Source organism: Peribacillus sp. SIMBA_075, assembly GCF_046534585.1.
The window spans coordinates 42,130-54,287 of the sequence record NZ_JAWRYN010000037.1 but is presented as its reverse complement, the minus strand read 5'-3'; the positions used below and the strand labels follow the sequence as shown (position 1 = coordinate 54,287).

General features: G+C 39.8%; 14 protein-coding genes. 13 read left to right on the top strand and 1 reads right to left on the bottom strand.

The genetic code is table 11. The features are described 5' to 3' along the window. Positions 1-249: 249 nt before the first annotated feature. From SB775_RS21035 to rsmI, 11 genes are all read left to right on the top strand, one after another. On the top strand, positions 250-468 hold the full coding sequence (locus SB775_RS21035; RefSeq protein ID WP_081108652.1) for a sigma factor G inhibitor Gin: 219 nt from the start codon (positions 250-252) through the stop codon (positions 466-468). Positions 469-697: 229 nt separating this feature from the next. Beyond that, a complete protein-coding gene (locus SB775_RS21030; RefSeq protein WP_410863144.1) occupies positions 698-2,152 on the top strand; it encodes an aminotransferase class I/II-fold pyridoxal phosphate-dependent enzyme in 1,455 nt (484 codons plus the stop codon). 39 nt (positions 2,153-2,191) lie between these two features. Further along, positions 2,192-2,833 carry a dTMP kinase gene (gene tmk / locus SB775_RS21025; protein WP_410863143.1) on the top strand — a complete coding sequence of 214 codons (642 nt, stop codon included), beginning with the start codon at positions 2,192-2,194 and terminating at the stop codon, positions 2,831-2,833. Between the two features lie 102 nt (positions 2,834-2,935). Beyond that, entirely contained in the window at positions 2,936-3,265 is a 330-nt protein-coding gene (locus SB775_RS21020; protein ID WP_061440312.1) for a cyclic-di-AMP receptor, read from the top strand. Positions 3,266-3,289: 24 nt separating this feature from the next. Next, positions 3,290-3,730, top strand: a complete 441-nt coding sequence (locus SB775_RS21015; protein WP_089364269.1) for a YaaR family protein — start codon at positions 3,290-3,292, stop codon at positions 3,728-3,730. An 8-nt stretch (positions 3,731-3,738) separates the two neighbouring features. Next, positions 3,739-4,743 carry a DNA polymerase III subunit delta' gene (holB, locus tag SB775_RS21010; protein WP_410863140.1) on the top strand — a complete coding sequence of 335 codons (1,005 nt, stop codon included), beginning with the start codon at positions 3,739-3,741 and terminating at the stop codon, positions 4,741-4,743. Position 4,744: 1 nt separating this feature from the next. Further along, complete coding sequence (locus tag SB775_RS21005) at positions 4,745-5,575, top strand: PSP1 domain-containing protein (protein WP_061440314.1); 831 nt, start codon at positions 4,745-4,747, stop codon at positions 5,573-5,575. A 50-nt stretch (positions 5,576-5,625) separates the two neighbouring features. Then, positions 5,626-5,964 (top strand): DNA replication initiation control protein YabA, encoded by a 339-nt coding sequence (gene yabA / locus SB775_RS21000; RefSeq protein WP_375166265.1) that lies wholly within the window; start codon positions 5,626-5,628, stop codon positions 5,962-5,964. Positions 5,965-6,142: 178 nt separating this feature from the next. Next, a complete protein-coding gene (locus SB775_RS20995; RefSeq protein WP_317778945.1) occupies positions 6,143-6,886 on the top strand; it encodes a tRNA1(Val) (adenine(37)-N6)-methyltransferase in 744 nt (247 codons plus the stop codon). Continuing rightward, positions 6,873-7,133, top strand: coding sequence for a GIY-YIG nuclease family protein (locus SB775_RS20990; RefSeq protein WP_061440317.1), 261 nt, complete (start codon positions 6,873-6,875; stop codon positions 7,131-7,133). Before SB775_RS20995 ends, SB775_RS20990 begins: the two co-directional genes overlap by 14 nt. Before the next feature lies 1 nt (position 7,134). Beyond that, on the top strand, positions 7,135-8,016 hold the full coding sequence (gene rsmI, locus SB775_RS20985; protein ID WP_125162830.1) for a 16S rRNA (cytidine(1402)-2'-O)-methyltransferase: 882 nt from the start codon (positions 7,135-7,137) through the stop codon (positions 8,014-8,016). A 65-nt stretch (positions 8,017-8,081) separates the two neighbouring features. Here rsmI and abrB read toward each other — a convergent pair whose 3' ends face one another. Further along, entirely contained in the window at positions 8,082-8,366 is a 285-nt protein-coding gene (abrB, locus tag SB775_RS20980; RefSeq protein ID WP_048689982.1) for a transition state genes transcriptional regulator AbrB, read from the bottom strand. 626 nt (positions 8,367-8,992) lie between these two features. On the opposite strand from abrB, the gene metG reads away from it, so the two are divergent. Both metG and SB775_RS20970 read left to right on the top strand, forming a co-directional pair. After that, entirely contained in the window at positions 8,993-10,954 is a 1,962-nt protein-coding gene (gene metG, locus SB775_RS20975; RefSeq protein ID WP_410863138.1) for a methionine--tRNA ligase, read from the top strand. Positions 10,955-11,163: 209 nt separating this feature from the next. Further along, positions 11,164-11,931 carry a TatD family hydrolase gene (locus tag SB775_RS20970; RefSeq protein WP_089364273.1) on the top strand — a complete coding sequence of 256 codons (768 nt, stop codon included), beginning with the start codon at positions 11,164-11,166 and terminating at the stop codon, positions 11,929-11,931. The last annotated feature ends 227 nt before the right edge of the window (positions 11,932-12,158 follow it).

The following is a 12,158-nucleotide window of genomic DNA, read 5'->3' as shown; positions in this document are numbered from 1 at the left end:
TAGTTGGGGGTTTCCCCCTGTGAGAGTAGGACGCCGCCAAGCCATTTAAAAGATCAGCCATCCGGCTGGTCTTTTTTGTTGAATGAAAAGAAAGATCATTAGATATAAAGGGTTTATCAATTATGGAAACTTTTATAAAGACATACACGTATTGAAAAACTTCATCATACATTGTTAAAAGCATCCCCGGTTCTCTTAAACTATTTAAATTAATGTATGTGAACAATGGTTTTTGGGGAGAATGCAGGTATGGAGGTGGAGATGTTGGGGACAACAACAACCAAAACAACGGCAGGGGAATCGTGCGTGGTTTGTGAACAAATAAAAGGGATGGGAATACATCTATATACGACTTTTATTTGTGAGGAATGTGAAAGGGATATGATCGGGACGGATACGAACGATCCAAAGTACAAATATTACTTAAAGCAATTAAGAAAAATCAATAATCCTGAAATATTTTCATGAATAAGCAGTTTGTGAAAAGTTAAAGAGTCAGAGAATGAAGAAATGGATTGTTTCTTTATTCTCTGACTCTTTTTTTGGTACTTTAGAAGAATGCTTGGTAACAAGCTGCGTTTCTGTATCTAAACAGAGTGTTCGAAGATACATAATTGCCTTTCTGTCGAGCAATAAGAGATAAATATGAACTTATTTGATAAAATGAAAAAATACTATGATTTGAGGGAAGAGAAAAATGAATCAATCACAGACACCATTGTTCGATGCAATGAGTGCCCTTTATAAAAAAAGACCAATATCCCTGCATGTGCCAGGACATAAAAATGGATGGGTCTTTAGTAAAAAGGGCGAAGCAATATATAACCCCCTGCTTGGCATAGATGCCACGGAGATAAGCGGTTTAGATGACCTTCATGCTCCAGAGGGCGCCATTTTAAAGTCCCAGCAACTGCTCGCTGATTTATATGGGATAAAGAAAAGTTACTTTCTGGTTAATGGGTCAACCGTAGGCAACATTGCGATGATTCTTGCTACCTGCCGTGAAGGTGATAAAGTGCTTGTCCAAAGAAATTGCCATAAATCAATTTTGCATGGGTTGATGTTAGCGAATGTACAGCCGATTTTTTTACAGCCGGATTTTTATGAGGAATGGGGCATTGCTGGTGGTGTAGGATCAAAATTAATTGAAGAAGCTTTGAGTGCCAATCCAGATGTTAAAGCCATCGTTGTAACCTACCCGAATTATTATGGTCTTGGTGAAGACTTGACGGAATTGGTGAGACTTGCACATCAAAAGGGAATCCCGGTGCTGGTGGACGAAGCACATGGCGCTCACTTTCAGTTAGGAAGTCCGTTTCCTAAATCAGCTATTTTCGCAGGGGCAGATGCCGTTGTCCATTCAGCACATAAAACACTGCCGGCTATGACGATGGGGTCATATCTTCATGTCAATTCATCCTTAGTTGATGTGGGGCAAGTATCATTCTATTTACAAATGCTTCAGTCTAGCAGCCCGTCTTACCCAATTATGGGATCGCTCGACTTAGCCAGAGCATACTTAGCCGCTTTTACATCAGAAGATAAAAAATCCCTTATTAAAAAGATATCAGATTTCAGACGGGAATTGGGCGCCCTACAAACAGTAAGGGTGTTAGAGGCGCCACCAGGTACTTCAGCAGACCCGTTGAAAGTAGTCATTCAATCAACAAATGGCTTAAGCGGGTTTGAGTTACAGCAGCTATGTGAAGCCGAAGGCATTTTTACAGAATTAGCTGATCCTAATAATTTATTAATGATTTTACCTTTATTAAAAACGAGTATCGATTTTCCCTTTCAAGAAATCGTTCAAAATATAAAAAGTGCGACTAAAGACAGAACTGGAAGCGCCGAAGCGAATCAAGTGGGTAGCTGGTTTGCTGGAAGTTCGATTACGGCTCTGGAAATTACTTACTCCGTCATGAAGCATAGTAAATCGAGACCGGTTGTATTGAGAGAAGCCGTAGGAGAGGTATCTGCCGAGATGGTCATCCCTTATCCGCCAGGAATTCCATTAATTATGTCCGGGGAAATGATTACGGCAGATCATATTACCAATTTGAAGAGACTGCTTGAACTGGGATCAAGGTTTCATGGAGGTTCCTCCCTTTCAAACGGAGAGTTGATCGTTTATGAAAGCGGGCATGCTGGTTAAAATGATATACTACAAACAAAGAACCTTGGAGGTACATCGATGAAACGTGGTATTTTTATTACAATGGAAGGGCCCGAGGGTGCCGGGAAAACAACAATTACCCAAATGCTTGGCAAGGCTCTGCAACAAGAAGGCTACAAAGTCCTATTAACGCGTGAGCCAGGGGGAGTCCCCATTTCGGAGCAGATTAGGGAAGTGATCCTTAATAAGGATAATACAGCTATGGACTCGAGAACAGAGGCCTTATTATATGCAGCGGCTAGACGTCAGCATTTAGTGGAAGTGGTCATGCCGGAGTTGGAACGAGGGGGAATTGTTCTCTGTGACCGATTTATAGATAGCTCGTTAGCCTACCAAGGCCATGCAAGGGGTTTGGATATTGAAGAGGTTTACAGTATCAATAAATTCGCAATTGGAGATATGATGCCCGATGCCACTTTCTTTTTTGATATAGATCCAGAAGAAGGATTGAGACGTATCCAGGCCAATGGGGAACGGGAAGTGAACCGGCTGGATCTTGAAGCCCTGGACTTTCATAAAAAAGTTTGTGAGGGGTATCAGTCCATTATAAATAGATGGGAAGACCGTTTTATTATCATTGATGCAGGACGGACAGTTGATGAAGTTTTTGAAGAAGCGAAAGCCAGTTTGTTTAATTATCTGGAGAAAAAAGGGAATTAAATATTAGGTTTCCATATTATTCAACCCGAATACTATTCCAAGCAAAGACTAGTTGCTATAATGGAGTTAGGAAAAATTCAGAGTAACCGGAGGATGATGAGAATGAAAATGATCATTGCTGTCGTTCAAGACAAGGATAGTCATCGCCTGCTAAATGAATTAGTTGAAAATAATTTCGGAACAACCAAGCTAGCCAGCACTGGCGGGTTTTTAAAATCAGGTAATACGACTTTTATGATTGGCACAGAGGATGAACGTGTTGACCAAGCCATCCAGATCATCAAACAGAATTGCCAGTCACGATCCCAGTTAGTATCACCGGTTTCTCCGATGGGCGGGAATGCCGAGTCCTATGTACCTTACCCAGTGGAGATTCAAGTAGGCGGTGCGACCATTTTTGTTCTGCCGGTTGAAAACTTTTTACAATTCTAACGGTTAGCCGCAGGGAGGTTCATTATGAAAATCAACCATGATACTCCTATTAAGCTGGATAAATCGCGCCAGGATGCCAAACAGTTTCAAATCGGGAATGGAAGATTTCGACAAATGGTCCAGACACAGGATCAAAAAATGCAAATCCAAACATTAAACCGTTTGATAGGCGATATAGAAGGGGCGGGACAGCGTTTAGTAAGGTCACGTACTTTTAGGGAACTGGCAAAATATAAAGCATTAGTGAAACGGTTTGTTAAAGAAGCGGTTGAATATGGACTGGAACTGAAGCAATCCACTAGCTGGAACCAATATGGACAGAGCCGGCCGTTGAAAACCGTGGAAACGATAGATGCAAGATTAGTGGAGTTAAGCGAGGAAATTCTTAATAAAGAGAAAAGCTCGCTTGAAATATTGGAAATGATAGGTGAAATTAAAGGTCTTCTGATTAATTTATATACTTAAGTGAGTTGATGGTTTTGGATAAAACATGGCAGGACATGAATCAAATTCAGCCGCAGGTAATGATGATGCTGCAAAATAGCATAATGAAGAACAGGGTGGCTCATGCGTATTTATTTGAAGGGGAAAAAGGGACGGGTAAGCAAGATATAAGCAAAAACTTTGCCAAAAGCTTATTATGTGAAGCACCAAAAGCGGGTTATAAGCCATGCGAACTTTGCCGAAATTGCAAACGGATTTCCAGTGGGAACCATCCTGATGTCCATTTAATAGAAAGAGATGGTCTTTCAATAAAGAAAGAACAAATTAAGGGGCTCCAAGAAGAATTTTCGAAAAAAAGCGTAGAGGCGGATCGAAAGGTTTATATGATTGCCGATGCGGACAAAATGTCAGTGGGGGCAGCCAACAGTCTATTGAAATTTTTAGAAGAACCTTCGGCCGATACCGTAGCAATATTGATGACCGAACAGCTTCAAAGGATTCTGCCGACAATTTTATCAAGATGCCAAGTGATTTCGTTCAAGCCATTATCCCCGGAGAATGTGAAACGGAAGCTGATAGAACAGGATTTAGAACCGCAGCTCGCCTCGGTTATCGCACATATAACACAGAATGTGGAAGCTGGAATCGAGCTTAGCAATGATGAATGGTTTGTACAAGCTCAAAAAATAGTGGTAAAATTATATGAAGTGTTAAAACTTAATTCCTTGAAGGCATTGTTGTACCTGCAGACGGATTGGTTTTCACACTTTAAAGAAAGAGAACAGGTTGACAGAGGTCTTGATTTGTTACTTCTTATATATAAGGATTTATTATACATTCAGTTGGACAAAAAGGACTTCGTTGTATTCCAAAATAAACTGAAGGAATTTGAAACTCACGCTCTTCATCTTTCCCCAAGACGCCTTGCTGAAAATATGGGTTGTATTTTGGAAGCAAAACGGAAGCTGATGTCCAACACGAATCCACAGCTGTTGATGGAACAGCTTGTGCTGAATTTGCAGGAGGGATCATGATTTGTATGATGTTGTAGGTGTCCGTTTTAAAAAGGCGGGCAAAATATACTACTTTGATCCGGGTGAATTCGCTATTCCTAAGGACGATTTTGTAATAGTGGAGACTGTCCGCGGTGTTGAATTCGGTAAAGTTGTTACAGCCCGTAAACAAGTAGATGAAAACGATGTTGTCCTGCCGTTAAAAAAAGTACTTCGGGTCGCTGATGCAAAAGATAAGCTGATTGTTGATGAGAACAAGGCGGCTGCAGAAGAGGCCTACTCTATATGTTGCCAAAAGGTTGTTGAGCATAAGCTGGATATGAAGCTGGTTGATGTGTCATATACTTTCGACAGAAATAAGGTCGTGTTTTATTTTACAGCGGATGGTCGCGTGGATTTCCGTGATTTAGTCAAAGATTTAGCTGCCATATTCAGAACTCGGATAGAACTGCGCCAAATTGGGGTAAGGGATGAGGCCAAGATGCTTGGTGGCATTGGACCTTGTGGCAGAATGCTTTGTTGCTCCACATTTCTTGGAGATTTTGAACCGGTTTCCATCAAAATGGCGAAGGATCAGAATTTATCATTGAACCCTACAAAAATCTCAGGATTATGCGGTCGATTGATGTGCTGTCTGAAATATGAAAATGACGAGTATGAAAGTGCGAAGGAAATGCTTCCTGATTTAGGTGAAATGATTAATACGCCTGGTGGCAAAGGCAAGGTAGTGGGGCTTAATATTCTAGAACGCGTACTTCAGATTGAACTAATCGAGCAGGAAAGAGTATTAGAGTATACTCTTGATGAGATTCTAAAAGAGGGAGCCGTTTCTATTCAAGCCACAGATTATTAAGGTGGTGGGAGAGCGTGGATAAGAAAGATATTTTTGAGTCGGTGACCAATATGGAAACCCAGATAGGCCAATTATATAAGCAGCTTGGAGAATTGAAGCAGAACTTAGCTGAAATCCTTGAGGAAAATCAGTCGCTCAAGCTGGAGAACGAACACTTGCGTCATCGGTTAGGCCTTGTGGAAGTCGAAAGTGCGCCTGCTGCAGTGAAGGTTAAACAAAAAGTGAAAAACCGTACTGCTAGTACGGACAAGGTTATGGATATCGGGGAAGGCTATGATAATCTAGCCCGTATCTATCAAGAAGGCTTCCATATTTGCAATCTGCATTTTGGCAGTTTACGAAAAGAAGGAGATTGCCTGTTCTGTTTATCTTTTTTAAACAAAAAGTGATAATGGAATAATATAAAAGATGTTCCATCTCTTTTACGTGATAGATAGACCGTTTACAATATATAGTGATTCGGGGTCTGACGCATACTATGAGTCAGATCCCTTTTTTTACGATACGAATGTCGAAGCATGGACCCTAAACATGCGTTTTCCATACATAATTAGGAGGGTAACAGCAATGGTAGAACTTAAAGGAGATGAACGCCTGGATTATCTATTGGCTGAGAATTTAAGGATCATCCAGAGCCCATCAGTATTCTCTTTTTCATTAGATGCCGTTTTATTATCAAGGTTCGTAAATGTCCCGATCCAAAAAGGGAAAATCGTAGATCTTTGCTCAGGGAATGGGGTCATCCCCTTGCTGCTGAGTACAAGAACGAAAGGGACCATTACGGGTGTTGAGATTCAAGAGCGGTTATATGACATGGCCAAGAGGAGCATGGACTATAATGGCGTATCCTCCCGGATTGAAATGATTCATGGGGATATAAAAGAGATTCCGAAGCAGATAGGATACAGCAAGTATGACGTGGTTACTTGCAATCCACCCTATTTCCCGACGCCATCAATTGAGGAAATGAATAAAAATGAGCATTTTGCAATTGCCCGTCATGAAATAATGTGTAATCTTGAGGACGTCATGCGTATTTCAAGCCAGTTGCTGCGTCAAGGTGGAAAAGCGGCATTCGTTCATAGGCCGGGCCGTCTGATGGATATCCTGCGATTAATGAGGATGTACAGGATTGAACCGAAGCGATTGCAATTCGTTTATCCAAAAAGTTCGAAAGAAGCAAATACGATTCTAATTGAAGGGATAAAGGACGGCAACCCTGATTTGAAGATTTTACCTCCTCTTGTTGTGTATAACGACCAAAATGATTATAATCCGGAAATAAAAAGGATTTTATATGGAGAGGAATAAGCACTATTTTTATGTTTTAAAATGCAAGGACGGCAGCTATTATGCTGGGTATACAAATGACTTGGATCGTAGGATTGATGCTCATAATCAAGGCAGGGGGGCAAAGTATACCCGAGGACGGACCCCGGTTGAACTGATTCATCATGAAATATTTGAAACACAGACATTGGCCATGCGGGCTGAATATAAGTTTAAGCAATTAACAAGAAAACAAAAGCAAAAGTGGATGGCAAAGGAGGATGCATGATATGTGGCAACAAAAGAGTTTTGAAAAAGAAGGATTGGAGCCAGCTCTATATCTCGTTCCTACACCGATAGGAAACCTTGAAGATATGAGCTTTCGGGCTTTAAGAATCTTAAAGGAAGCGGATGTCATTGCAGCTGAGGACACACGAAATACGAAGAAATTATGCAACTACTTTGAAATTTCGACACCTATCGTCAGTTACCATGAACATAATAAAGAATATAGCGGGAAACAGATGCTCGAGCGGCTTCGATCAGGAGAGGTCATCGCATTGGTAAGTGATGCGGGCTTGCCAACGATATCCGATCCGGGATATGAACTGGTCAAAGATGCCATTGCTGAACAGTTTAAAGTCATTCCGTTGCCAGGTGCCAATGCTGCATTAACTGCATTGATTGCATCTGGGCTCATTCCACAGCCTTTTTACTTTTATGGCTTTTTACAACGGGGAGCAAAAGAAAAAAAGCAGGAGCTGGAAAAGTTAAAAAAAATGGAATCCACATGGATCGTTTATGAATCGCCACATCGATTAAAAGAAACATTGAAACATATGCATGAAATTTTAGGTGACCGTCGAATAGTATTATGTCGCGAATTAACTAAGAAATTTGAAGAGTTCATTCGAGGGACGGTAAGTGAAGCATTGACGTGGGCGATGGAATCCGAGATTCGCGGTGAGTTCTGTTTAATAATAGAAGGTGGACAATTGACTGAGGATGAATCTGAGGAAGCTTGGTGGGCGGCACTTGATTTAGTCGGTCATGTTAATCATTATATAGAAAACAAGCAGCTCAATTCAAAGGACGCAATCAAGCAGGTCGCAAAAGATCGCAATATACAAAAACGCGATGTATATCAAGCGTATCACATTGATATACAATAATAATTATAACGATAAATAAGCATAAAAAAACTTCCGGAGATCGGAAGTTTTTTTATTTATATCATTTATTTAGAAGCAGTGAAGTTTTGTTGAATTTCTTGGATAAGTAATTCAGCACCTTCACGACTAAGAATCAATTTACCATTAGCAAGTGTAAGGTTATTATCGGAAACTTCACCTGTAACTTGGCAAGTCATGTTTGGTTTGTATTTTTTCAAGATGATGCGTTCGTCATCAACATAGATCTCAAGAGCGTCTTTCTCAGCGATACCCAATGTACGACGAAGTTCGATTGGAATAACCACCCGGCCTAACTCATCAACTTTACGAACAATACCTGTAGATTTCATTTTAAAATTCTCCTCTCAGTTACAATCTAGTACCCTATTTCTATTTTTTTCGCCAATATTCGACAAATTTTTTTATAAATTTATAATACCAGCCATTCCCAAATCCGTCAATGATTTATTTTCATTTTTTTGTAAAAAAGAAAGCGGCTGCATTCCGATGAAAAAAAGACTTTTAAAGAGAAAAGAATGTTTATGTCTTTATAATTCAAGAAATAAATAGGCTGCAAATAATTACTCAATTCACCACAATTCGACAAAGTGTGCATGTATCTCTCCATCTTTATTATATGATTAAATGCAATTTAGTTTCAAAACAAAAGTTCTGAATTAAGGATAATTTTCCAGGAATATTTTCAAATTTGTGAGTTGTTGCACAAAAAAAGAATTTTAGGTATATTTTGTTGAGGTAAGAGGTAATGCTGACATAAGGGAAGCTCACATCGTGAACCCTTATTTTTAAAATGACATTTACTTATATTATTTTTTATTCTATTAACATGTTGATTAGTGATTATTGTCGCGTAGAATCGTATATAGCGTTAAAATAGAGATAATAGCTTAAATATATAGTCTTATGGCTTTGGGCAGTCCTAAAGCGGTTTTGCAAAAGATGAGGAGGGAACGAAGTGCAAGAAAAATTAAAAACATTCTATATCACGACACCCATATATTATCCGAGTGGTAATTTACATATAGGGCACGCATATACGACAGTGGCAGGTGATGCCATGGCTCGTTATAAAAGGATGCGTGGTTTTGATGTCATGTATTTAACAGGCACTGATGAACATGGTCAAAAAATCCAGCGTAAAGCAGCTGAAGAAGGAATCACTCCACAGCAATATGTAGATAATATCGTATCAGGGATTAAAGAGCTCTGGGAAAAACTTGATATTTCTTATGATGATTTCATTAGGACGACAGAAGATCGCCATAAAGAGGTTGTAGCCAAGATCTTTAAAAGGCTATTGGACCAGGGTGATATATACTTGGATCAATATGAAGGATGGTATTGTACACCTTGTGAATCTTTCTTCACGGATCGTCAGGTGGAAGAAAGCAATGGAAACTGTCCAGATTGCGGCAGACCTGTTGAAAAGGTGAAAGAAGAGTCTTATTTCTTTAAGATGAGTAAATATGCGGATCGATTACTGAAGTTTTATGAGGAAAATCCGGATTTCATTCAACCGGAATCCCGCAAAAACGAAATGATCAATAACTTCATCAAACCTGGATTGGAAGATTTGGCCGTTTCACGTACTACTTTCGATTGGGGCATCAAGGTGCCAGGAGATTCAAAGCACGTTATTTATGTATGGATTGATGCATTGACTAATTATATAACGGCATTAGGGTATGGAACGGATAATGACTCTAAATACCTGAATTATTGGCCTGCGGATGTACATCTTGTCGGAAAGGAAATTGTCCGTTTCCATACAATTTATTGGCCGATTATGTTAATGGCTCTTGACGTACCGCTTCCTAAGAAAGTCTTTGCACATGGCTGGCTTCTCATGAAAGATGGTAAAATGTCCAAATCAAAAGGGAATGTAGTGGATCCCGTTACATTGATTGATCGTTATGGTTTGGATTCTTTACGGTATTACTTATTGCGTGAAGTCCCATTTGGTTCTGATGGAGTATTTACACCGGAAGGGTTTGTAGAACGGATCAATTTTGACCTTGCAAATGATTTAGGGAATTTATTAAATAGAACAGTGGCAATGGTCAATAAGTACTTTGATGGTGTTATTCCAAGTTACGAAGGATCAAATGGCGAATTCGAAAAAGCTTTGGTTGAAATGAACCAAAGCACGGTAGGCAAGTATGAGGAAGCCATGGAAAACATGGAATTTTCAGTTGCACTCACATCCATTTGGCAACTCGTGAGCAGAACTAATAAATTCATTGATGAAACCCAACCATGGACTCTTGCTAAAGATGAATCAAGGAAAGAAGACCTTGCCAGTGTCATGGTTCATTTGGCGGAGTCATTACGCAGGACGGCCATTCTCTTAAAGCCTTTCTTGACGCAAACACCGGAAAAAATCTTTGCTCAGCTTAGCATCAAAGATAATGCTTTAAAATCATGGGATAGCTTAGCTGAGTTCGGTCAAATTCCTGCTGAAACAAAAGTTTTGAAGGGTGAGCCGATCTTCCCCCGTTTGGATATGGAAGAGGAAGTTTTATATATTAAAGAACAAATGCAGGGTGGAGCCCCTGAGGCCGAGGAAAAAGTGGAAGAGACGATTCCAGAGGTTGATGAAATCACTATTGATGACTTTACAAAAGTAGAGCTTCGTGTTGCTCAGGTCATGGAAGTGGAGCCGGTAAAGAAAGCGGATAAGCTTCTTAAACTGCAGCTTGATTTAGGTTATGAGAAACGGCAAGTCGTATCAGGCATTGCTCAGCACTATAAACCTGAAGATTTAGTAGGCAAAAAAGTGATATGCGTAACGAATTTGAAACCTGTTAAACTTCGTGGAGAGCTCTCTCAAGGGATGATATTGGCGGGCAGCAAGGATGGTGTGCTCTCAGTCGCTACAATAGATTCATCGATTCCAAATGGTTCAAAGGTGAAATAAACCCACGAAAACATAAAGGTGTTTCATATGAAACATTTTTATGTTTTTTTCTTTATGTTTTTGGAGAAAGTAAATTATACAGGTTTTGATTATTAGGTCTATTTTTACTTGTTGGGCATATAGGCTCCTTTGTAATCTTTTTGTTACCTAAATGTGAAACATAAAACTTTTATTTTTTTATAAAATAGTGCTAGAAAGGAAGAAAAATAATGTTATTTGACACACATGTACATGTTAATGCAGAACAATTCAACGAGGATCTCGATGATGTCATAGAACGAGCTAAGGAAGCAGGAGTGAATAATATGGTAGTCGTTGGTTTTGACCAGCCTACCATTATAAGGGCAATGGAATTAATAGAAACTTATGATTTCATGTATGCCGCAATCGGATGGCATCCAGTGGACGCTATAGATATGACCGAGAAGGACTTACAATGGATCGAGGAGTTATCCAATCATCCAAAGGTTGTAGCTATTGGTGAAATGGGTCTTGATTATCATTGGGATAAATCACCTAAAGATGTTCAAATGGAGGTATTCAGGAAGCAAATCCGATTGGCGAAAAAAGTGGGGCTGCCCATCATCATCCATAATCGGGAAGCGACCGCGGATATCGTGAACATATTAAAGGAGGAAGCGGCATCAGAGGTGGGAGGCATCATGCATTGCTTTAGCGGAAGTGCAGAAACAGCTTTGGAATGCATCAATATGAATTTTTATATTTCATTGGGTGGCCCTGTGACCTTCAAGAATGCAAAAAAGCCAAAGGAGGTAGCGGCGGCCGTACCTTTAGAGCGTTTACTGATTGAAACCGATTGTCCATACTTGGCTCCACATCCATATAGAGGAAAGCGAAATGAACCTTCCTATGTGAAGCTTGTTGCTGAACAAATCGCAGAAATAAAACAACTCACGATAGAGGAAGTTTCCCAGGCAACAACCGAAAATGCCAAGAAATTATTCGGCATTAACTGACAGCTTTTTTTACAATATCCCCCGGGATTCGCTAGCCAAAATCGCATTTTTTTAGATTTCTACAAATCTTACACCTATTTTAGGCTTATTATGTCGAGAATTTGCCCTTTCCTTTTCACCATAAGATATGCATAATAGGTAGTAATTTCCTAAATGAGAAGTGAATGGGTTGACAGCTTGATAACTATGTCTATATAATCACCGGGAGGAAGGAGGAGTTTTTCATT

Bases quoted from the DNA above. Each gene is read 5' to 3' on its own strand.
- abrB (WP_048689982.1), bottom strand. From the start codon at position 8,366: ATGAAATCTACAGGTATTGTTCGTAAAGTTGATGAGTTAGGCCGGGTG.
- SB775_RS21035 (WP_081108652.1), top strand. From the start codon at position 250: ATGGAGGTGGAGATGTTGGGGACAACAACAACCAAAACAACGGCAGGG.
- SB775_RS20990 (WP_061440317.1), top strand. From the start codon at position 6,873: ATGGAGAGGAATAAGCACTATTTTTATGTTTTAAAATGCAAGGACGGC.
- SB775_RS21030 (WP_410863144.1), top strand. From the start codon at position 698: ATGAATCAATCACAGACACCATTGTTCGATGCAATGAGTGCCCTTTAT.
- SB775_RS20995 (WP_317778945.1), top strand. From the start codon at position 6,143: ATGGTAGAACTTAAAGGAGATGAACGCCTGGATTATCTATTGGCTGAG.
- holB (WP_410863140.1), top strand. From the start codon at position 3,739: ATGGTTTTGGATAAAACATGGCAGGACATGAATCAAATTCAGCCGCAG.
- rsmI (WP_125162830.1), top strand. From the start codon at position 7,135: ATGTGGCAACAAAAGAGTTTTGAAAAAGAAGGATTGGAGCCAGCTCTA.
- SB775_RS20970 (WP_089364273.1), top strand. From the start codon at position 11,164: ATGTTATTTGACACACATGTACATGTTAATGCAGAACAATTCAACGAG.
- tmk (WP_410863143.1), top strand. From the start codon at position 2,192: ATGAAACGTGGTATTTTTATTACAATGGAAGGGCCCGAGGGTGCCGGG.
- yabA (WP_375166265.1), top strand. From the start codon at position 5,626: ATGGAAACCCAGATAGGCCAATTATATAAGCAGCTTGGAGAATTGAAG.
- SB775_RS21015 (WP_089364269.1), top strand. From the start codon at position 3,290: ATGAAAATCAACCATGATACTCCTATTAAGCTGGATAAATCGCGCCAG.
- SB775_RS21020 (WP_061440312.1), top strand. From the start codon at position 2,936: ATGAAAATGATCATTGCTGTCGTTCAAGACAAGGATAGTCATCGCCTG.